Below are 20,772 nucleotides of genomic sequence, written 5' to 3'. Positions count from 1 at the left end.
CTTCGCACGAGGGGCGACCCTTTTTTGTTCAGTCCATTGAGGGTTAGAGCTTCAGCCGCTTGACCAGATCGGCTTCGGTGGTCGCGAGCACGGCGTGCATGGCCTGGTACGCCCCAGCCGGGTTGTTGGCGGCAATCTGGTTGGCCAAGTCGCCATGCGCCCCGAGGTTGCTGGCGAAAATGTCGGGGTTCTGGATGCTGATCCGGAAAAAAGCGTCCAAAATCACCGTAATCGCCGGTGCGAAGGCCTGCAGGATCAAATTATGCGAGGCGTCCAGAATGGCGGTATGGAGCCGTATATCGGCGGCCACCGAAGCGACGGGGTCGGCTGCGGCGGCAACCATGTCCTGATACGCTCCGAGGATCGCCTGCCGGTCGGCGTCATTGGCATGAGTTGCCGCCAGCCGCGCCGCTTCCGGCTCGATGATTTTGCGCGCGGCGACAATGTCGGCAACCAGCTTGGGCGTGACGGCATCGGGTCGCAACAACCAATGCAGCACATCCTGATCAAACAGGTTCCACTGCTCGCGCGGCAGGATGACCGTGCCGTGGCGTGGCCGGGCCGAGACCATGCCCTTGCCGGCCAGCACTTTGATCGCTTCGCGCAGCACGCTGCGCCCGACCTGTATTTCGCGGGCCAGATGGGCCTCGACCGGCAGCGGGGTATCGGGCGGGAAATGCCCCGCCACGATCTTTTCGCCGAGCACCGCAACCGCAGTGGCGATCTTGCCCTTGCCCAGATTATGGGCGGCGGCTGGTCTCGCCACTGCGCCGGGCATCAGAACTTGCCGTGCTTGATATAGGCGGTCTGCGGGTCTTCGCCGGCCAGAATCGCCTTGCGCACCAGGCTCTCGGTATTGACGGCCACTTCGCAGCGCTCGATGACCTCTTCGGCATGCGCCGCCGGGATCACCACCACCCCGTCTTCATCGCCCAGAATATAGTCGCCCGGATAGATCACGATATTGCCGATGGTCACCGGCTCGTCAAACGCCTCCGGCCGCCAATTGGCCACCACGTCGACCGGCGAGGTGTAGCTGCAGAACACCGGGAAACCGATCTTCTTGATGAAGCTCACGTCGCGCGCGCCGCCATCCACCAGATAGCCCAGCACGCCGCGCAGCTTGAGCGCCTCGGCTGACAATTCACCCATCAGGGCCCGCGAGGTGTCCTGCGGCTGGCATACCACCACGTGACCCGACGGCGCCTTGGACAGGAAGCTGGTCCATTCCAGCAGCGACTCATGCGCGCCAATCGAATTGTCCGGCCGGCCACGCATGGTGAATACCGGACCGGCGATCTTAACGCCGGCTTCAAGCGAGCGGATGGTGTTCGGCAACACCGCCGGCGGCAGCCCCATGTCGCGCATGATGTCGTAAACGACACCAGAATAGCAGGCGGCAAGGCGCTCGGTCAGACTAGGCATGCAATCTCCTCTGTAGCCGCCCATTGCGGCAGTGACGACAAATCGTGCCACAGCTTCTTTGCTTTGACAATCATTCATCAGATGAATCAAAAATCTGGTTTTGCGCCAAGGGTTAACACAGCGGCAGCAGCGATCTATCGGCGGGCTGCGAGGGCATTACCGGGCGCCAGGTCGCCGCGCATGGCAGCGGCAGAGGCATCCCGTTCGGCTGCATTTTTCCGTTTAAAGGCCAGCCAAGGAACATCGCCCCCCCATTGACTCAACCAAATATCTTCCATACCAGCGCATGGTCCCATTGTTGGACCATGGAGTGAGGAATGGTTCGCGTATCGGCGGTTCAGAGCGTTTTGGAGGCGCTCAAGACCGAGATCCAGACGCTGCATCAGCCGGGCGACTACCTTCCCAACGAACGGCTTTACGCCGAGCGTTTCGGGGTGGGGCGCAATACCGTGCGCGAAGCCCTGATCGTGCTGGAGGCCTATGGCTATGTCGAAAAGACCCAGCGTGGACCCCGGGTCTGCACGCCCGATATCTCCGTGGCCTTTAACGTTTTCGCGCAATATTTCGACCGCAGCCTCAATACCTGCAAGGACCTGCTGGAATTCCGCCGCTTCATCGAGCTGGGGATTTTGCCGGCGGTCGTGGAGAATATTGCCGACGCCGATATCGATAAGCTCGAAGGCTATGTGGTGCTGATGGAACGGGCGCTGACCGCCCGGCAGGCCGCTGAGGCCGACTATGCCTTCCACAATCTGATGGTCGAGGCGTCGGGCAATGGCGTGATCCGCAAGCTCTATCGCGTGCTGGCCCAAAGCATCGTGTTCTACATGGAAATCGGCAAGCACGTGCCGCGCCACGATATTGCCTCCGCCGACAATCATCGCGGCATCGTCGCGGCGCTGCGCCGCCGCTCCTATCCAGATCTGCTCGCCACCTGCACCGACCACTATCGCTATAGCGAGGGCGTGCTGGAGGAAACCATGCTGCGCGATCTGGCCCTACCCACCACAACGGAACCACTGGCATGAAAGCCCTGATGATCGAAGCCGAAGGCCGTACTGCGTTGCACGACATTGCCGCGGCCACGCCGGGACCGGGCGAAGTGCTGGTCGCGGTGCGCCATGTCGGGCTCTGCGGCAGCGACCTCAATACCTTTCGCGGCCTCAATCCGCTGGTGACTTTGCCCCGGATTCCCGGCCATGAGATCGGTGGCGAAATCGCTGCGCTCGGCCCGGACGTTCCGGCCGACTACGCCATGGGTCAGCGCGTAGTGGTGCTGCCCTATACCAGTTGCGGCGCCTGCTCGGCCTGCCGCAAGGGCCGCACCAATGCCTGCCGCTACAACAAGACGCTGGGTGTGCAGCAGGATGGCGGGCTGGCCGATTCCATCGTGCTCCCCTACGCCAAGCTGATCCGCAACGACACCCTGGCCGCCCGCCATCTGGCGCTGGTCGAGCCGCTCTCCGTGGGCTTCCACGCCGTGGCGCGCGGTGCCGTGACGGCAGGCGAGGTGGTGGTAGTGATCGGCTGCGGCATGATCGGCATGGGGGCCATTGTGGCCGCCGCCGCCCGCGGCGCCGAAGTCATCGCCATTGATGTGAATGCCGACAAGGCCGCCTATGCCAAGACCTATGGCGCGGCCCACGCGGTGGATGCGTCCAGCGAGGACGTGGCCGCCCGCATCGAAGCCCTGACCAAGGGCGATGGCGCCGATGTGGTGATCGAGGCCGTGGGCCTGCCGATCACCTTCACCCAAGCCATCGACTTTGCCGGCTTTGCCGGGCGGGTGGTTTATGTGGGCTATTCCAAGGCCCCGGTCACCTATGAGACGCGGTTTTTCAACCTCAAGGAACTCGACATCATGGGCTCGCGCAATGCGACCCTGGCCGATTTCGAGGCGGTGATCGCCTATCTCGAGACGCTGGGCGAGGCTGCCGATGGCCTGATCACTCGCATTTTCCCCTTCGCCGAAGCCGATCAGGCGCTGCCCTATTGGGCCAGCCACCCCGACGCGCTCAAGATCGTCATCGAAGTTTAGGACCCCACCATGTCGCAAGCTGATTGGGCGCAGGCCTTTGGCCTGGCAGGCAAAACCGCTTTGGTCACCGGTGGTGGCTCGGGGCTTGGCCTCGCCATTGCCCGCTGCATGGCCAGCGCCGGCGCACGCGTCATCGTCGCGGGCCGCCGCCGTGAGGTGCTCGACGCAGCCGTGGCCGAACTCGGCGGCAATGCTGCTGCCGAAACCCTCGACCTGGCCGATGTGGATGGCGTTGCCGCCGCCGCGGCCGGCATTCTCGAGCGCCAGGGCCCGATCGATATTCTGGTCAACAATGCCGGCAACACCGTCAAGAAGCCGTTCGAGCAGTCGACCATGGCCGACTTCGATCAGGTCTTCGACGTGCATGTGCGCGGCGCGCTCGAACTGACGCGCTCGGTGCTCGGCCCGCAGCTGGAACGCGGCGCCGGTTCGGTGATCTTCACCGCCTCGATGACCTCGTTTATCGGCCAGCCTTTGGTGCTGGGCTACACCGCATCCAAAACCGCCATCACCGGCGTCGTGCGCGGCCTGTCGGCCGAATTCGCCGGGCGCGGCATCCGCGTCAACGCCGTCGCGCCGGGCTGGATCGACACCGATCTGTTCCGCGCCGCCACTGCCGCCGATCCGGCGCGCAAAGCAAAAATTCTTGGCCGCATCCAGACCAACACCCTGGGTCGGCCGGAAGACATAGGTTGGGCCTGCGTCTATCTGGCGTCGCCTGCCGCAGCCTACGTAACCGGACAAACCCTCGTCGTCGACGGTGGGGGAGTCATTGGATTTTAAAGCCGCGGCACCCTGCCGTGGTTCGTTGGAGGAAACGACTACTATGTTGAAGAAACTTGTTGGCGGCGTCGCGCTCTGCGTGCTTGCCCTGGGTGTAACCGGCGTTGCCGCACAGGACGTCAAGCTGCGCGTCGCCTATGAAAACAATCCTGGCGAGCCGGTCGATATCGTCGCCAATTACTGGAAAGATCTGGTTGCCGAGAAGAGCGGCGGCCGCATCGCCCTCGAACTCTATCCCAGCTCGCAGATGGGCTCCAAGGCTGACGTGACCGAGCAGGCCATTGCCGGCCTCAACGTCGTGCAGATCAGCGACGTCGGCTTCCTGGCCGACTATGAGCCCGATCTGGGCGTGCTGTTCGGGCCCTACCTGGTCGAAGATCCGGCCAAGCTGTTCGCCATCTATGATGGCGAGTGGTTCAAGGCCCATGACGAAGCGCTGCGCGCCAAGGGCATCCGCATCGTCATGCCAAACCTGCTTTATGGCGTGCGTCAGCTGATCACCACCAAGCCGGTTCGTACCCCGGCTGACCTGGCCGGCATGAAGATCCGCGTGCCGAACAACATCATGCAGATCAAGATCCTCGAGGCCATGGGCGCAACCGCGACCCCGCTGCCGCTGGGCGAGACCTTCGGCGCATTGGCGCAGGGCGTGATCGACGGCGTGGAAAACCCGATTGCCGTGCTCTACGGCCAGAAGTTCCACGAAGAGGCCAAGTACCTCTCGATGATCAACTACCTGACCAACACCGCCATGTTCATTGGCGGCGAGGCCTATTTCTCCACCCTCGCTCCCGAGGACGCTGCCCTGATCCAGGAAACGGCTTATGAAGCTGGCCTCTATAGCCAGCAGCTCATCACCGACCTGGACGCCAAGATGGTCGAAGAAATGAAGGCCGCCGGCGTCGAAGTCATCGAAGTCGACACCGCTCCGTTCAAGGAGCTGAGCATGAAGGTTTACTCCGAGTTCCCGGAATGGACCCCAGGCCTTTACGACCTGATCCAGGCTGAAATTCAGTAATCGTGTGCGGCGGGCGCCCTGCCCGCCGCATCCCTTGTCTTGCAAGCTGCGCGCCATGGCGGGTCGGTTGCTGTTCCGGAGACGACAATGAAGTTCCTTGAAAAGCCGATCAACTGGCTGGCGGCCGTGCCGCTGCTGGTGCTGGTCGGCATCGCCAACTACGCCGTGGTCATGCGCTATGCCGTGGGACAGCCCGTGCACTGGTCCGAAGAAGTCAGCGGCCTGCTGATGATCTGGATCGTGATGTTCGGCGCCATCGCCGCCGAGCGCGACGGCCAGCATCTGACCATCTCACTGCTCACCGACGCCATGCCCAAGCGCGCGCGCCTGCTGGTCAACGCCATCGTCGCGTCCGCATCCGTCGCCGTCATTCTTTATGTGGGCTGGATTGGCCTGCAGCTGGCGCTGTCGGTGCAGTTCAAGGTCACGTCCATCCTGCGCATTTCCTGGCTCTGGATCGACATCGCCATTCCAGTCGGAGCGGTCGGAATCGCGCTCTACATGCTGATCGACGCCATCAAGGGTTTCCGTGCCCTCGCCGAGGACGATGCTGAATGACCCTTACCACCGTAATTCTCGTAATGCTGGCGCTTATTGCTCTCAATATGCGCCTCTACATCGCCATCCTCGTGGCCGTGCTGGTCTATTTCCTGTTCTTCAATCAGGTCCCGATCACCATCGCCATCCAGCGCGTGATCAGCCCGACGCAGAACGTGTCGCTGCTCGCCATCCCGTTCTTCATCCTGCTCGGCACCCTGATGGGCCATACCGGCATTGCCCGACGCATGCTCAGCGTCGCTGACCTGCTGGTCGGCCGCTTTCGCGGCGGCATGGCCATGGCCAACGTCATGCTCTCGACCTTGATGGGCGGCCTCAGCGCCTCCAACCTCGCCGATGCCGCCATGACCGCGCGCATGATGGTGCCGGAAATGGAAAAGCAGGGCTATAATCGTGGCTTCGCCGCGGCGGTCACTGCCTTTGGCTCGCTGATCACCCCGATCATTCCGCCCGGCATTGCGCTCATCATCTACGCCCTGCTCGCCAACGTCTCGGTGGGCCGCATGTTCATGGCCGGCATTCTGCCAGGCCTGCTGCTGGCCCTGCTGCTGCTAATCACGGTTTACATCATCTCGGTGCGCCGCGGTTACAAGCCGACCCGGACCACCTGGCCCAAGCGCACCGAAGTTGGTGCAACCCTCATCTCGGCGTGGCCGGCCGTGCTGCTGGTGGTGGCCGTTATCGGCGGCATCCGCGCCAACATCTTCACCCCCACCGAAGCCGGCGCCTTTGCCGTGGCCTTCGTCATCTTCATCGGTTTCATCGTCTATCGCGAAATGCGCCTGTCCCATGTCGGCGACGCGCTGGTCGAAACCGCCAAGTCGACGGCCTCTGTCATGCTGATCATCATGGCCAGCTCGGCGCTGGCCTGGGTGTTCTCGCTCGAGCAGGTCGGTCAGACGCTGGCTGCCAGCATTGTCGCCATCAGCGACAACAAATACCTGTTCCTGCTGCTGCTCAACGTGCTGTTCCTCGGGCTCGGCTGCCTGCTCGAAGGCACCGCGCTGATGATCGTGCTCGTGCCGCTGCTGATGCCGACCGTTCTGGCGATGGGCATTGACCCGATCCATTTCGGCATCATCCTGATCGTCAACCTCTCGGTGGGCACGCTCACGCCGCCGATCGGCACCGTGATGCTGGTGGTGTGCAACATCACGAAGGTCAATGTGGCGGAATTCACCCGCCAGTCGCTTGGCCTCTATGCGGCGCTGCTCCTCGGCCTGCTGCTGATCACCTACATTCCTGCAATCTCGCTGCTCCTCTCGAGCGGCAGTTAGTTAGTGACGAAAGACTTTTCCATGACCAAGCGCACTGAGGCGGAAACTATCCGCATTCTCAAAGAGGACCTGTTCACCGCCGTGGTGGGCGATATCCTCGACGTGATGGGCTACCGCAAGCAGTTCCTGCCAGCCGGCCTGGCGCCGCTGGCGCCGGGCACCCGCATTGCCGGCCGTGCCATGCCGGTGCTGGAAGCCGACGTGTTCGGCAATGGCCTCGACAGCTCCGCCGGTCCGCTGGCGCACAAGCCGTTCGGGCTGATGCTCGAAGCGCTGGACGACCTCAAGGAAGGCGAGATCTACATCGCCACCGGCGCGTCGCTCAACTACGCCATCTGGGGCGGGTTGATGTCGACCCGCGCCACCCATCTCAAGGCCGGCGGCGCCGTGCTGGATGGTTATGTGCGTGACGTGGGCGAAATCCAGGCGCTGGGTTTCCCGACCTTCTGCCGGGGCATCTATGCCCAGGATCAGGGCCCGCGCGGCAAGGTGATCGACTATCGCACCACCATCGAGATCGGTGGCATCACCATCAATCCCGGCGATATGGTGTATGGCGATGACGAAGGCGTGCTGATCATCCCGACCGCCATTGTCGATGAGGTCGTGACCCAGGCGCTGGAAAAGACCCGCACCGAAAATCAGGTGGCCGAGGCCATCAAGCAGGGCATGAGCGCCACCGAGGCCTTTAGCACCTTCGGCGTGATGTAAGGATTGGCCATGACTGATCCGCGTCTGCTGCTGCTCTCGCCCCAGGACAATATCCTGGTGGCCCGCGAACCGATCCCGGCCGGTGAGGCCGTGATCGTCGAGGACGACAAGGTGGTGCTCGGCGCCTTGCTCGACCGCGGCCACAAGATCGCCCGCCAGGCGATCGCGGCCGGGGACAAGATCCTCAAATACGGTGCTCCGATCGGCTCGGCGACCCAGGCGATCCGGGTCGGCGAGTCCGTGCATATCCACAACATCAAGAGCGATTACACGGCCACCCATGTGATCGCCAAACCGACCAGCGAGGCAACCCCATGAGCACGGCAATGCGCGGCTATCCGCGTGCGGACGGACGCAAGGGCATCCGCAACGTGATGGCGGTCGCCTATCTGGTGGAATGCGCCCACCATGTCGGCCGCCAGATCGTTTCCTCGTCGCCCGATGGCGATGTGCATCTGATCGGCTTTCCCGGCTGCTACCCCAATGCCTATGCCCAGCAGATGATGGAAAAGCTCTGCACCCACCCCAATATCGGGGCGGTGCTGCTGCTGTCGCTCGGCTGCGAAAGCTTCAACAAGTTCTCGCTGGCCGATATCGTGGAAAAAAGCGGTCGTCCGGTGCATACGCTGACCATCCAGAATGATGGCGGCTCGCTCAAGACCATCAAGGCCGGCAAGGACTGGGTGCAGTCCCAGCTCGCGGCCCTGCGCAACGCCCCCACTGTGCCAATGGCCGTTGAAGAACTGATCATCGGCACCGTCTGTGGCGGCTCGGATGGCACCAGTGGGCTGACCGGCAATCCGGCAGTTGGCCGGGCCTTCGACACGCTGGTGTCGGCCGGCGCGACCTGCATCTTCGAGGAAACCGGCGAGTTGATCGGCTGCGAAGAGATCATGGCCAGCCGCGCCATCACCCCGGCGCTCGGGGATGAATTGCGCGCCTCGGTCGCCAAGGCCGCGACCTATTACGCAACCCTGGGCTATGGCAGCTTTGCTCCCGGCAATGCTGATGGCGGCCTTTCCACCATCGAGGAGAAGTCGATGGGCGCCTATGCCAAATCCGGTTCCTCGCCGATTTCGGGCATCGTCAAGCCAGGCACCGTGCCGCCGCGCGGCGGGCTGTATCTGATGGACGTCGTCCCGGATGGTGAAGTGCGCTACGGCTTCCCCAATATCTCGGACACCGCCGAAATCGTCGAACTGATCGCTTCGGGCAGCCATATGACGCTGTTCGTCACCGGGCGCGGTTCGGTCGTCGGCTCGGCCATTGCCCCGGTGATCAAGGTCTGCGCCAACCCCGACACCTATCGCAAGATGGAAGACGACATGGACGTCGACGCGGGCCGCATCCTCGAGGGCGCGGCCAGCCTCGACGACGTTGGCGCCGAAATCTTCGCGCTGATCCAGGAAGTCGCTGCCGGCGCCCAGACCAAGTCCGAAGCGCTAGGCCACCGCGAATTCATCCTGACCTACAAGTCGTTCGAGCCGGCGGGCCCAGCCTGCCTGCCCAGCTGATCCAGACCAAAAAGGGGCATCGGGTGACCGGTGCCCCTTATCTATTCAGGCAGCAAAGCTGTCGGCATAGGCCGCGTTGATGGCGGCGGCACAATCCGCCGGCGTCATGGTCCCGACGAGGCAAGCATGCACCAGATCGCCGCCAATATCCTGGAACGCCATATAGCCATGGTGACGGGGCCGCAGATAAGACTGCTCCAGCGTCGGCAGCGTCGCGGCAAAGAAATTGCCGGAAGCCGCATTGCAGTCCGCATCACGCCAAGCCACGATATTGGCTGGTTGCCCACCGGCCGCAAAATACAGCCCGCGCTGACACTCCGCCGAGGCGATCCAGAACGCATATTCAGCCGCCAGCGCCGCATGGCGCGTATGGGCCGAAATCGCGATACCAGTGCCGCCAATCGGCGACCCCAGCGGCCCGGCATCGCCCAGCGCCGGAATATTGGCCGCCTGCACGTAATGCGGACGGAAGCCGGGGCGCGAATAATTGGTGTAGCCGTAAAGATAGGGCACATAGCTGTGGCTTGAGCGCGCCGACAGCCATTCGTACGCCTCGATCGGGTCCATGGCGAAACAGGGCTCGGGCACATGCCGCGCCACGGCGCGCATGGTTTCCAGCACGGCGATAGCGATGGCCGGATCGGCCCCAATGCCATTGGCGCCGAACGGCGCACGCTGATTGGCCAGCAGATTGAAAAAGCTCATCAGCGCATTGATCGGCTTAAGCGGCCAGATCACCTGGCCCTGTTCGGCCAGCGCCACGACCTCGGCCCAACTGGTCGGCGCCGCCGCCAGCAGGTCGGGCCGGTAGATGGAAATGGGAGTGGCCGCGTCGATGGCCAGCGCCCATTGCCGACCGCCGAATTCATAGGAGGCGTGCGACACGCCCACCGACTCCGCCGCCAGCAGCGCCAGTTCGGCATCGCGCCCCAGCCCGTCCAGCGTCAGCAAATGGCCACCTGCCGCCGCTTCCCCGACATGGGGATGATCGATCACCATCAGGTCATATTCGAGGCTCATCGCCCCGAGCGGCCGATCGGCGAAAGCCTGCAGCGGGCGCTGCTCCCAGACAATCTCGACGCCGGGATGGCGCTCGGCAAACACCTGCGACGTCACCACCATCGGATCGTAACCGCGGGTATGGCCCCACGTCATGCCGCGCAACCGCACCTTGTCAATCCCAGCCATATCGTCCCCGTTGTCTATGCCGTCGGCAGCGATGCAGCATAGGCCGCGTTGAGGGCGGCGATGATGGCCGCGCCGGACTCATTGTTGCGCAACCCGTTTTCGAGGATCGCCGAGCCGGCTTTCTGAAACGCCATGTAGCCATCGTGACGCGGCCGCACCCAGGCGCCTTCGAGAGTGGCGCGGGTCTGGCGATAGAAGCCAAGAACCGGTGCATTGACCGCTTCGTCATCCCAGGCCGCCGCATGGCCCGCCTGACCGCCGGCCTGGGTATAGGTGGTCTTTTGTACGGCCTCGCCGGCCACCCAGAACGCATAGTCGAGCGCCTGCTCGATGGCCGCCGAATGGTTGGACACGGCAATGCCGGTGCCGCCCAGTGCCGATCCGATCGGACCGGAAACGCCAGCCGCAGGAATATCGGCAAAGCCGGCCCGCTGCGGGCGGAAACCGTCGGTGGCGTAGCTGAGATAGCCATAGGTCAGCGGCAGCAGGGCCGTATCGGTGTCGTCGCTGGCCAGCAGTTCCAGCGCGGCGATGGGATCAAGCTCCCAGCAATCGTCGCGGACCAGGCCCATCAATTCGGCCAGCAGTTCCAGCACCCGCACGCCGGCGGCTTCCTCGATCAGCTTGCCACCCGGCGCCGCCGCGCAGGGCGTGCCCAGATTGGCCGCTAGCGTATAAAAGCTCATCAGCGCATGCGGCGACCGCATCGGAATCAGCACGCGCCCCTGTTCGGCCAGCTCAACGACCTGTTCCCAGCGCGTCACCGGCCCGCCCAGCAGATCAGGACGATAGGCCTGCACCTGCGCGGCCGCATCGATGGGCAGCGCCCACTGGTGCCCCTGCCAGTGATAGCTGGCAAATGACTGACCCACCGAATGGGCAGCCAGCCCGGCCAGCGCCTCGGCCCGGTCGGCACGATCCAGCGGCACCAGGCAATTCTCGCGCGCAATCTGGCCAACATGGGGATGATCGATCACCAGCAGATCGTAGCGCCGCGCCAGCTCATCGACCGGGAAGCTCTCGAAATCCTGCAGGCTCCGCTGCTCCCATTCAATGGTCACGCCGGTCAGCGCCTGCCATTGGCTGGAGGTTGCCACCATCGGGTCAAAGCCGCGCGGATGACGCCAGGTAATACCTTTGAGCGTTGTCAAATCAGTCTCCGAAATAAACTATCGCCGAGGGCGCCGCAGCAGTGGCGGCGCTCAGGCGTTCTGCATGATGGTGTTGAGCTGCTGGCCGGCTTCGACGACCTTTTCCAGCACTGTGTCCAGCGTGGCGCGCATCCGCCGCTGCGGCAGGAACAGGCAGGTGATCGCGCCCAGCGAGCGCCCCTGCGCGTCCAAAATCGGCGTACTGAGATTGACCACCCCAGCAGTCACCTCGCTCTCGCGCCGTTCGAAGCCATTGGCCACGAGCTCGGCAAAGCGGCTGCGGAATGCCGCCTGTTCGCTGGCAGAAAAACCGTCCAGCAAGCTCTGCTGGCGGGCGGCAGACTGATGCGCCGCAATGGCCACGCCCGAGCTGGTTTCCATGACCGGAAAGCGCGAGCCCAGCCGGATGGTATAATGCATCGCCATAGGGCTATCGGCCTGCGCCAGAATGACCAGCGAGGCGCCACTGATGGCGGCCAGATGACAAGACTGGTCGGTCTCTTCGGCCAGCCGTTCCAGAATGGGCGTCGCATGGCCGATCAGCCGTTGCAGCGGCGGGTGCCGGCTGGCTATCTCGAACAGCTTGAGCGTGAGGGCATAGCGGTCGCTCTCCTCATCGCGATGCAACAGGCCCAGCCGGTGCAGCGAGACCACCACCCGGTAGATCTGGCTGGTCGACCGCCCCAGCCGCACCGCCATGTCGGTCACGGTCAGCCCGGCGATTTCACCGGCCACCAGGTCGATGATCTCGAAGGCCTTGTCGACCGCCGGCGCCGAATAGCTCGGCTGGCCGGCATCCCCGTTCTGGGTGTTGTCCTCGCTCATCATGTCCTCGCGCTAGAGATGGGCCAAGCCGGTACTGAGCACCGGAACCGCGATCAGCACCATGGCAAACACCAGATAGGCGGCAATCATCGGCAGCACGGCGCGGGTGAACGCCATCAGCGGCGTCTTGGTGATGGTGCAGGTGGTGAACATGATCGTGCCCACCGGCGGAGTAACACCGCCCAGATGCGCCATCAGCACGAAGACCACGCCGTAATGCACCGGATCGATGCCCAGAGCATTGGTCACCGGCAGAAAGATCGGCCCCAGGATCAGGATCAGCGCCGTGCCCTCGATAAAGGCCCCAGCTATCAGCAGCACCCCGGCAATCAGCGTCAGCAGTAGCGTGCTGTTGTCGGTCACCTGCAACAGGCCTTCGGCAATGGTCTGCGGCACCCGTTCAAAGGTCAGCACCCAGCTGAAGGCCGTCGAGGCCGCCAGCACCAGAATGATCGCCGCCGTGGTCGATACCGTCGAGCGCATCGCCAGCCAGACCGACTTCCAGTCGGCCTCGCGATAGGCAATGACGCAGATCAGGGTATAAACCACCGCTACACCCGCCGCTTCGGCCGGGGTGAAGATACCACCGCGAATGCCCAGGATGATCAGCACCGGCAGCAAAATCGCCGGCAGCGCCATCAGGAAGGCCCGGAACAATGCGGGGTCGCTCGGCTTGGCCTCGGTCGGCGGATCCCAGCGGTTCCTGCGGGTAATGACATAGGTCTGGCCCATCATCATCACCGCCAGCAGCAGGCCGGGCAGCACGGCGCCCGCAAACAGCGCGCCGATGGAGGTGTTGGTGACGAAGCCGAACAGGATCAAGCCGATCCCGGGTGGGATCATCGGCGCAATCAGCGACGACATGGCGGTCAGGGCGCTGGAATAGGCCAGCGGATAGCCGCGCTTGGTCATCTCGGGCACGAGAATTTTGGCCTGCATGGCCGCATCGCCATTGGCCGAACCCGACATACCGGCCAGCAGCGTCGACAGCAGCACGTTGGTCTGCGCCAACCCGCCCCACATGCGACGGGTCAGCACCCCGGCAAAATCCATGACGCGGCGGCTGATGCCCGAAATATTCATCAGCTCGCCGGTGAGGATGAACAACGGCACCGCCAGCAGCGGAAAGCTCTGGGTGCCCTGCACGATGCGCTGCGCCAGCACCACATCCATCACCGCCGGCTCGAACACCACATAGGCGACCGACAGCGACAACAGGATGAGCCCGACGGGCATGCCCAACAACAGCAGGACAGGAAAAAGAACTGCAATAAGCCACAACATGATCAGCGCACTCCGCCGGCAGCCAGCCGCGCCAGGCGGCCAAGATAAGACAGCGCCAACAGCCCGAAGCCGATCGGCATGCTGGCATAGAGCCAGCGCGCCGAAATGCGCAGCGAGGGAATCTGGGCGCCGGTACGGATAAAGAGCTGGTAACCGGTCCAGGCGAGATAGCCGCATAGCGCGGTGACCAGCACGATCCGCAGCGCGGTGAGCGCATTGCGGATGCCGGGAGCCTTGATCCCGGAAATCAGGTCGAGCCCCATATGGGCATCATCGCGATCCGCCACGGCCAGCCCGACAAAAACCACCCAGGCAAACAGCAGCGTGGACAGGTCGAACGAGAAAATCAGCGGTGCATTGAACGCGTAGCGCATGACCACCGCCCCAAACACCACGCCGACCAGCACCACCATGACGGCGACGCCGAAAACTATCAGGACCCTGTCGATGCCGCGCAAGACAGCATCAAAGGCATTGAAAAATGCGCGCATCCTTCCCTCCACTTCGTGACGATGCCGGCCCGGGCAAAACCCAGGCCGGCATGAGGCTTACTTGCTGTCGACGATGGCCTTGGCGCGGGCATAGAGGCCCTCGCTCCATTCCGGGAAGGCATCGGCGATACCGGCGGCCCGATCGGCAAAGGCGGCGCGATCAATGTCGGCGATGATGGTCATGCCATGGGCGGCCAGCTCGGCAATGCCAGCTTCGTAGCTCGCAATCGAGGCTTCCGACATGCGGTCACAGGCGGCGTCGGCTTCTTCCTGGAAAATCGCCTGATTGGGTTCCGAGAGCGCATTGAACCAGGAGCCGCTGACGGTGATCGGGATGATGTCCAGCATGTGGTTGGTCTGGCTGAGGAACTTGGCGCTCTCATAGTGCTTCTGGTCGATGATCGACGATGGCGGCGCTTCGGCCGCGTCGATCACGCCCTGCGCCAGCGCGCTATAGACGTCGGGCCACGGCATCGGCGTCGCCGCGCCGCCGAACACCAGGCGCACCATCTCCGTATAGATGGTCACCGGCTGCACGCGGATGCTCAGGCCCTCGGAATCAGCGGGGGAGCGCACTTCCCTGGACTGGGTATAGAGATCGCGCACGCCAAAATGGGCGTAGCACATCACCTTGATATTGCTTTCGGCGACCTTGGCCTCAAGCTCCTTGATCAGCTCGCTGGCGAGCAGACGCTTGGCGCCATCGAAATCGGGATAGAGGAACGGGTACAGCACGATGGAATAGTCGGGGGCGTAGTCGGCCAGCATGCCGATACCCACCTGCCCCATCAGGTCCGCGCCGAACGACATCTGTTCGGTGACGGCGCCATTTTCGCCCAGCTGACCGCTCGGGAACAGCTCGATCTTGATCTCGCCATTGCTGCGCGCGGCAATGGTCTCAGCCATCTGCGCGGCGGCCACATGCACAAAATGTTCAGGCGAATTCATGTGGGCGAAGCGCAGCACGGATTCGGCCTGGGCCGCGCCAGAGAACAGGACAGCCGTCAGCGCGGCCACGGAAATGGTGGACATAAATTTCATGGAGAACTCCCAGATTACTGCCGTGGCTCTTCCCTGCAGCATTTTCGTATATGACAATTGTTTTTCATATATCGATGAACTACCAAACGTCAACCGAAGCCATGGAAGGATGGAAATGACCAAGCTCGACGGGAAAACCGTGCTCATCACCGCAGCGGCACAGGGGATTGGTAAGGCCAGCGCCTTGGCTTTCGCGGCTGCCGGCGCCAGGGTGATCGCCACCGACATCAATGCCGCCCAGCTTGGCGAGATGGACCAGCATCCTGCGATCGAGACACATCTGCTCAATGTGCTCGATACCGAAGCGGTGCGTCAGTTAGTGGCGCAGCTTGGCCCCATCGACGTGCTGTTCAACTGTGCCGGCGTCGTCCACAACGGCACGCTGCTGGACATGACCGATGCCGAACTCGACTTCGCCTTTGACCTCAACGTCAAGGCGCAGGTCCGCACCATTCAGGCCATCCTGCCCGGCATGATCGAGCGCGGTGATGGCAGCATCATCAACATGTCGTCGGTCGCCGGCAGCCCCAAGGGCGTGATCAATCGCTGCGCCTACGGCACCACCAAGGCGGCCGTTATCGGTCTCACCAAATCCATTGCCGCTGATTATGTTGGCGCTGGCATTCGCTGCAACGCCATCTGCCCCGGCACCGTCGACAGCCCCTCCCTCAAGGAGCGCTGGAAGGCGACCGGTGACTATGAAGGCGCTCGCGCCGCCTTTATCGGCCGTCAGCCGATCGGGCGCATTGGCGCCCCTGAGGAGATCGCCGAGCTGGCCGTCTATCTGGCTGGCGCCACCTACACGACCGGCCAGATCCACGTCATCGACGGCGGCTGGACCTGCTAGGCGGCGCTAACTTAAATTCGAAATCGTCCGGGCCATGCGCCCGGACTTTTTTATGCGCTACTAGCACATTTCGCCGAGCATCTTGACCCGATGGCCGTGCAACTCCGCGTCGTAGGTAGTGGACATGAAGGTGTCCAGGCAGTCGCGCGCCGTCCAGCGCCCCAGCGTTTGCGCACCAAGGCACAACACATTCGCATCATTATGCTGTCGGGACAGGCGGGCGCCGAGAGTGTCATGCACCAGGGCGGCGCGGATATGGGGGAAACGGTTGGCCGCGATGCTGATGCCGATGCCGCTGCCACAGATGAGCACCCCCATGCTGGCCTCGCCGCCTCCGATCGCCGTGGCGACACTGCGGGCAAAATCGGGATAGTCGACCTTGTCCGCAGAATCGCAGCCAAAATTCAGCACGGTGTGGCCAGCGGCCTCGAGCAGGTCCTTCAGGAAAAACTTCAACTCGAAGGCAACGTGATCATTGCCCATCGCAATGGTTCTTGGGTTCACCATTTCATTCTCCCTTGGCCTGGTCCCCGGCGGCAACCGCCGGGGATACGTAGTTTTGCTGGCTTACACCTTGGTCATGGCTTCGCAGAAGCGGTTCATGAATTCGTCCGCTTTGACGTCGGTGCAGATGCGCACATTGGGCTCCTGACCCGGGATCAGGCGCCGGTCGGCGATCAACTGGCCACGGGTGTATTCACCCGTCAGTTCGATTTCGCCCCGGATCGCTTCCATCGTGGCCAGGCTCGGGTCCTCGGCGATAGCCACGGCCAACGGGTCGTGCATGCCGGCGCCGCGCGGCAGATGCGCTGGCCGGACCTCCTGCCGATTGATGTAGAAATTGTAGTAGAATTCAGTGATGTCCATCAGCGTCTTGGCCGGCTGGCCACCATTGCTCCGGATCCACTCCATCTGCGTGCGGTTCATCCGTACCAGGCCAGTCGCGTCGACCCCGACCAGAACAATGTTGGCGCCCGAATTCATGACGATGCTGGCAGCTTCGGGATCGTTGTAGAAATTGGGATCGGCATTGGTGCTCTTGATGCCCAGGATACCGGGGAAGGTCAGGTTGCTCCCCATGATCACCACCTGCTTGAACAGCTTGGCGATCGAAGGGTCCTTGGCAAAGGCCAGGGCGATATTGGTCAGCGGCGAGACCGGCAGCAGGGAGATCTCGCCCGGGTTCTCATGCGCCATGCGGATCAGCAGATCGACGGCATGCTCTTTCACCGCCCGGTTCGGCGGGGTCGGCAGCGTCACGCCGCCAAGGCCATTTTCGCCGTGAATGTGGGCAGCCGATTTTACGAAGGGCTTCAGCAGCGGGCGTCCCACGCCCTCCGCCACCGGAATGTCGCCGCGGCCGCACAGATGCAGCATGGCAAGGGTGTTGGCAGTCGAGTTCTCGACTTCGGTATTGCCATACACCGTGGTGCAGGCTTCGAGCTGAATTCCAGGGCGCCCGAGCGCATAGAGGATTGCCATGGCGTCGTCCACGCCGGTGTCGACGTCCAGGATAATGCGAGTCTTGCTCATCAAGCGTACCTATTTTTCCTAAGGTTTCGGTCTTGCGGTCAGGAGAGGAGGCTGGCGCTCCCCGGCAGCGCAAGACTGCCGGGGAGCATTATTTGCAGGCGACGCCGTCTACTTGGACAGGATGCCGGGGTTGAATTCGTTGGTCATGATTTCCTCGACCGGCACCATGCGGGCGAGCAGCTTGTTGTCGAAATAGAACTGCATCACGCCTTCCCAGACCTCAGGCTCCATCCAGAGGTAGCCATGCTCTCTGGTGGCGTCGCTCTGCTGCAGGCCATTGCTGATCGGGATGCTCCACGACAGCTTTTCGATGCCGTCGATCTGACCGGGATATGCGACCGAGATAGCGGCGGTGGCTGCAGTATCCGCCGCCATGAATTCCAGCCCGCGCGCCAGGGCCTTCATGAACTTGCGGATCATTTCGGGATTGTCCCGGACGGTGTCACCCGACGCGATCATCACGTTGTTGAAGTTCGAAAACCCGACCTCGGCCAGCAAGATGGCCTTCCAGGTCTTGCCCTTGATGCTATCGGCGGCGTCCGGCTTGGCTGTTTCCGTTTCGATCTGGAACGGGATGTCGTTGACCCAGCCGCTGGCATAGTCCACCGCGCCCGTCAGCAGCGGCTCGGCGCCACCCTGCACAGTGGTCAGATCGATGCTGGACATGTCGAAGCCGTATTTATTGGCGACGGCCGCGATGAACATCTCGCCATCCGACTGGATGCCAACCCGCTTTCCCGCCATATCCTCTGGCTTGGGGTCGGGATCGCCGGGATTGGCCAGCGTCACCCAGCCGTAGGGGGACATCTGATAGATCGCGCCGATCGCAACGACATCGACAGGCTGCTCGGCCACACGTGCCGACACGACCGCCGACGGGAAGCTGATGCCAATTTCAGCCTGGCCAGTGCCGACCGTCAGGATCGGGTTCTTGCCCGGACCGCCGTCGATTGGCTCGATCTTGAGCCCCTCCTCGGCGAAATAACCGTTCACGTCCGCCGCCATCAGGGCGGCATATTGCCCGTTGCGGAACCACGGCAAGGCAACCCGGACATTGGTCAGCTCCTGGGCGATGCTGACATGTCCCGACATGCTGAACAGGCTCGCCGCAAACACGGCTGCCGATAGACCTACACGCACACTATTCATATTTTCCTCCATAGTGTTTCAGATTATTACAAAGACATCACCGATCGTTGTCGGTTTTGTCTTTCCAATTTAGCCGTTCGCCCAAATATACGACAGTAGTGTATGCAGCGATTGAAATAACAGCCGCAACAAGCGCCACTGCGTACACCAGATCTCCTCGGTATTGCATCATTGACTGATTGATCAGATACCCGAGTCCAGTTCGTGAAATCATCCACTCAACCGCGATTGCCACCACGATGCTTGCGCTGACCGTAATTTCCTGGGCCGCCACGATATAAGGCAGGGAATAGGGGAAGCGGACCTTGGCAAAGACCTCCCACACCGGGGCGTCCAGGATCCGCATGCGGTCAAGCAGGATGGAGTCGACGGACAGCAATCCGCGATAGGTATTGACCATCACGGGAAAGAAGCTGGCCAGGACAATGACCGTGACCTTGGTGGCCATGCCATCGCCCATTGAAAGACCCAGCACCGAGACGAGAATGACCCAGGGTATGTTGCGAATAGTGATGGCCGCCGGCATCGTCAGCATTCTCCCCGTGGGGAAAATCACGAAGAAGACGGCCAGGCCAATGCCCAGCACGTTGGCGATCAGGTAGCCGATAAGCGCGACCTTCAGGGTCTCGAGCAGATGCTCCCAGATCAACGGATAGGACCCGAGCAGCGCGCTGAGCACCGATTCCGGCCTTGGCAGCACAAAGGCCGGCAAACCGGACCACCATATTGCCAGATACCAGAGCGCGAGGATGGTCAGGGCCGGCAAGACCACCTTCATCACGGCCCGGCCGACGCGATCGAGCACGGCTATGCCGAGGGACTGGCCGCGTCCAGTCCGGCTGCTAACGGATTTTTGGCTGGCAAGGGTCATTATGCTTCTTCCCGCTCGAACAACATTCGACGCAGATGCGCCGTGGTATTGATGAAGACGGGGTCGCTGCGAAAGTTCGGCTGGCGCGGCCGGGGCGCATCAACCCGCACATCCTCCCGGATGCGGCCGGGGCCGGGCGAAAAAACAATCACCCGATCCGACAGCAGCACCGCCTCGTCGATGTGATGGGTGACGAACAGTACGGTACGCGGCCGCACGCTGAGTTCGCGCCCGAACCAGCTGCCGATTTCCTCGCGCTTGAGCTCATCGAGGGCCGAGAATGGCTCATCCATCAGCAATAGCGACGGATCGTGCGCGATGGCGCTGGCCAGGTTGACGCGCTGCACCATGCCGCCTGACAGCTGCGCCGGCCGTTTCATCTCGTGACCCGCCAGACCGAAGTCCCGCAGCAGTTCTTCGGCGGGAAGGCCGGCCTTTCTGGCGACACTCTGGGTAAACCGCACGTCATCAATCGCCCGTTTCCACGGCAAGACGGCAGGCCGTTGCGATACCAGGCCGAGCATTTTCTTGCGGCGCGCGGCACGCGGACCTTCCCCGCCAATCGTCACGGTTCCAGTGGAGGGCGTGTCCAGATCGGCCACGATACGCAGCAGCGTGGTCTTGCCGCACCCGGAAGGCCCGACAAACGCCACGAACTCCCCGGCGGCGATCTCCAGATCAACATTGTCCAAAGCTCGCAGTGCACCAAACGAGCGAGATACCCCTCGAATGGAAATTGGAACTGACAAATTACCCTCCCTCATTTCTCGTCGAAACCGAGACAATCTCGAGCGCCGTTCTAGTTTTTTCTATCGCGTGATCCTGCGGCGTGCGGTCAGTCGAGACGTTCTGCATTATGATACAACGTTCTAAAATGTTAACTTTGGACACGAAGCTTGTCAAGCGCGTTAGTCGTCCGTTTGTGGGGCATCCAGAGAAGATAGTTGTCAATTTGCCGCCGGGCGGGAGAACGCTTTTCAGACCGCCGCAGCCAAGCGCCAGCACGCTGTCACCGGACAGTTTTGCAGCAATCACCCGGGACCGACTTCGCCTAATCGCAGCCCATAT

23 protein-coding genes are annotated in these 20,772 nt (G+C 62.6%); 10 read left to right on the top strand and 13 right to left on the bottom strand.

Annotated elements, in window-relative coordinates; translation table 11 throughout:
* Positions 1-43 precede the first annotated feature (43 nt).
* Together ACX3OW_RS11045 and ACX3OW_RS11040 are read right to left on the bottom strand one after the other, a co-directional pair.
* Positions 44-778, bottom strand: coding sequence for a FadR/GntR family transcriptional regulator (locus ACX3OW_RS11045; RefSeq protein WP_459095813.1), 735 nt, complete (start codon positions 776-778; stop codon positions 44-46).
* The gene (locus ACX3OW_RS11040; RefSeq protein ID WP_459095812.1) at positions 778-1,425 is read right to left on the bottom strand and encodes an RraA family protein; all 648 of its coding nucleotides are present in this window, start codon (positions 1,423-1,425) and stop codon (positions 778-780) included. The genes ACX3OW_RS11045 and ACX3OW_RS11040 overlap by 1 nt, the downstream gene beginning before the upstream one ends.
* 317 nt (positions 1,426-1,742) lie before the next feature.
* Here ACX3OW_RS11040 and ACX3OW_RS11035 point away from each other — a divergent pair, with 317 nt between their 5' ends.
* The 9 genes from ACX3OW_RS11035 to ACX3OW_RS10995 all read left to right on the top strand — a co-directional run bounded on the left by ACX3OW_RS11035 (position 1,743) and on the right by ACX3OW_RS10995 (position 9,324).
* A complete protein-coding gene (locus tag ACX3OW_RS11035; protein WP_459095811.1) occupies positions 1,743-2,453 on the top strand; it encodes a FadR/GntR family transcriptional regulator in 711 nt (236 codons plus the stop codon).
* Positions 2,450-3,463: a zinc-binding alcohol dehydrogenase family protein gene (locus ACX3OW_RS11030; RefSeq protein ID WP_459095810.1), complete on the top strand. Its 1,014-nt coding sequence runs from the start codon at positions 2,450-2,452 to the stop codon at positions 3,461-3,463. Before ACX3OW_RS11035 ends, ACX3OW_RS11030 begins: the two co-directional genes overlap by 4 nt.
* Positions 3,464-3,472: 9 nt before the next feature.
* Entirely contained in the window at positions 3,473-4,246 is a 774-nt protein-coding gene (locus ACX3OW_RS11025; protein WP_459095809.1) for an SDR family NAD(P)-dependent oxidoreductase, read from the top strand.
* Between the two features lie 43 nt (positions 4,247-4,289).
* Positions 4,290-5,264 carry a C4-dicarboxylate TRAP transporter substrate-binding protein gene (locus ACX3OW_RS11020; protein WP_459095808.1) on the top strand — a complete coding sequence of 325 codons (975 nt, stop codon included), beginning with the start codon at positions 4,290-4,292 and terminating at the stop codon, positions 5,262-5,264.
* Positions 5,265-5,351: 87 nt separating this feature from the next.
* Positions 5,352-5,822: a TRAP transporter small permease gene (locus tag ACX3OW_RS11015; protein WP_459095807.1), complete on the top strand. Its 471-nt coding sequence runs from the start codon at positions 5,352-5,354 to the stop codon at positions 5,820-5,822.
* Positions 5,819-7,099: a TRAP transporter large permease gene (locus ACX3OW_RS11010; protein ID WP_459095806.1), complete on the top strand. Its 1,281-nt coding sequence runs from the start codon at positions 5,819-5,821 to the stop codon at positions 7,097-7,099. The genes ACX3OW_RS11015 and ACX3OW_RS11010 overlap by 4 nt, the downstream gene beginning before the upstream one ends.
* Positions 7,100-7,120: 21 nt before the next feature.
* Entirely contained in the window at positions 7,121-7,810 is a 690-nt protein-coding gene (locus ACX3OW_RS11005; RefSeq protein ID WP_459095805.1) for an RraA family protein, read from the top strand.
* A gap of 9 nt (positions 7,811-7,819) precedes the next feature.
* Positions 7,820-8,128: a UxaA family hydrolase gene (locus ACX3OW_RS11000; protein WP_459095804.1), complete on the top strand. Its 309-nt coding sequence runs from the start codon at positions 7,820-7,822 to the stop codon at positions 8,126-8,128.
* On the top strand, positions 8,125-9,324 hold the full coding sequence (locus ACX3OW_RS10995; RefSeq protein ID WP_459095803.1) for a UxaA family hydrolase: 1,200 nt from the start codon (positions 8,125-8,127) through the stop codon (positions 9,322-9,324). Before ACX3OW_RS11000 ends, ACX3OW_RS10995 begins: the two co-directional genes overlap by 4 nt.
* A gap of 45 nt (positions 9,325-9,369) precedes the next feature.
* Here ACX3OW_RS10995 and ACX3OW_RS10990 read toward each other — a convergent pair whose 3' ends face one another.
* The 6 genes from ACX3OW_RS10990 to ACX3OW_RS10965 all read right to left on the bottom strand — a co-directional run bounded on the left by ACX3OW_RS10990 (position 9,370) and on the right by ACX3OW_RS10965 (position 15,304).
* Positions 9,370-10,512 carry an extracellular solute-binding protein gene (locus ACX3OW_RS10990; protein ID WP_459095802.1) on the bottom strand — a complete coding sequence of 381 codons (1,143 nt, stop codon included), beginning with the start codon at positions 10,510-10,512 and terminating at the stop codon, positions 9,370-9,372.
* A 14-nt stretch (positions 10,513-10,526) separates the two neighbouring features.
* Positions 10,527-11,612 carry a carbohydrate ABC transporter substrate-binding protein gene (locus ACX3OW_RS10985; protein ID WP_459096099.1) on the bottom strand — a complete coding sequence of 362 codons (1,086 nt, stop codon included), beginning with the start codon at positions 11,610-11,612 and terminating at the stop codon, positions 10,527-10,529.
* A gap of 102 nt (positions 11,613-11,714) precedes the next feature.
* The gene (locus ACX3OW_RS10980) at positions 11,715-12,488 is read right to left on the bottom strand and encodes an IclR family transcriptional regulator (RefSeq protein ID WP_459095801.1); all 774 of its coding nucleotides are present in this window, start codon (positions 12,486-12,488) and stop codon (positions 11,715-11,717) included.
* Between the two features lie 12 nt (positions 12,489-12,500).
* On the bottom strand, positions 12,501-13,772 hold the full coding sequence (locus ACX3OW_RS10975; protein ID WP_459095800.1) for a TRAP transporter large permease: 1,272 nt from the start codon (positions 13,770-13,772) through the stop codon (positions 12,501-12,503).
* A gap of 2 nt (positions 13,773-13,774) precedes the next feature.
* Positions 13,775-14,263 carry a TRAP transporter small permease gene (locus tag ACX3OW_RS10970; RefSeq protein WP_459095799.1) on the bottom strand — a complete coding sequence of 163 codons (489 nt, stop codon included), beginning with the start codon at positions 14,261-14,263 and terminating at the stop codon, positions 13,775-13,777.
* Between the two features lie 57 nt (positions 14,264-14,320).
* Complete coding sequence (locus ACX3OW_RS10965) at positions 14,321-15,304, bottom strand: TRAP transporter substrate-binding protein (RefSeq protein WP_459095798.1); 984 nt, start codon at positions 15,302-15,304, stop codon at positions 14,321-14,323.
* A 115-nt stretch (positions 15,305-15,419) separates the two neighbouring features.
* On the opposite strand from ACX3OW_RS10965, the gene ACX3OW_RS10960 reads away from it, so the two are divergent.
* Complete coding sequence (locus tag ACX3OW_RS10960) at positions 15,420-16,151, top strand: SDR family oxidoreductase (protein WP_459095797.1); 732 nt, start codon at positions 15,420-15,422, stop codon at positions 16,149-16,151.
* 60 nt (positions 16,152-16,211) lie between these two features.
* Here the strand turns inward: ACX3OW_RS10960 and rpiB are convergent, their stop codons facing one another.
* From rpiB to ACX3OW_RS10935, 5 genes are all read right to left on the bottom strand, one after another.
* A complete protein-coding gene (rpiB, locus tag ACX3OW_RS10955) occupies positions 16,212-16,658 on the bottom strand; it encodes a ribose 5-phosphate isomerase B (RefSeq protein ID WP_459095796.1) in 447 nt (148 codons plus the stop codon).
* Between the two features lie 60 nt (positions 16,659-16,718).
* Complete coding sequence (locus tag ACX3OW_RS10950; RefSeq protein WP_459095795.1) at positions 16,719-17,684, bottom strand: nucleoside hydrolase; 966 nt, start codon at positions 17,682-17,684, stop codon at positions 16,719-16,721.
* Positions 17,685-17,792: 108 nt separating this feature from the next.
* Positions 17,793-18,833, bottom strand: a complete 1,041-nt coding sequence (locus ACX3OW_RS10945; protein ID WP_459095794.1) for an ABC transporter substrate-binding protein — start codon at positions 18,831-18,833, stop codon at positions 17,793-17,795.
* 37 nt (positions 18,834-18,870) lie between these two features.
* Positions 18,871-19,704, bottom strand: a complete 834-nt coding sequence (locus tag ACX3OW_RS10940; RefSeq protein WP_459095793.1) for an ABC transporter permease — start codon at positions 19,702-19,704, stop codon at positions 18,871-18,873.
* Positions 19,704-20,396 carry an ABC transporter ATP-binding protein gene (locus ACX3OW_RS10935; protein ID WP_459095792.1) on the bottom strand — a complete coding sequence of 231 codons (693 nt, stop codon included), beginning with the start codon at positions 20,394-20,396 and terminating at the stop codon, positions 19,704-19,706. The genes ACX3OW_RS10940 and ACX3OW_RS10935 overlap by 1 nt, the downstream gene beginning before the upstream one ends.
* Positions 20,397-20,772: the final 376 nt, after the last annotated feature.

The sequence above is a fragment of the Devosia sp. A449 genome (assembly GCF_054489375.1).
The sequence above is the reverse complement of the archived record's forward strand: the minus strand, read 5'-3'. Positions and strand labels throughout refer to the sequence as shown.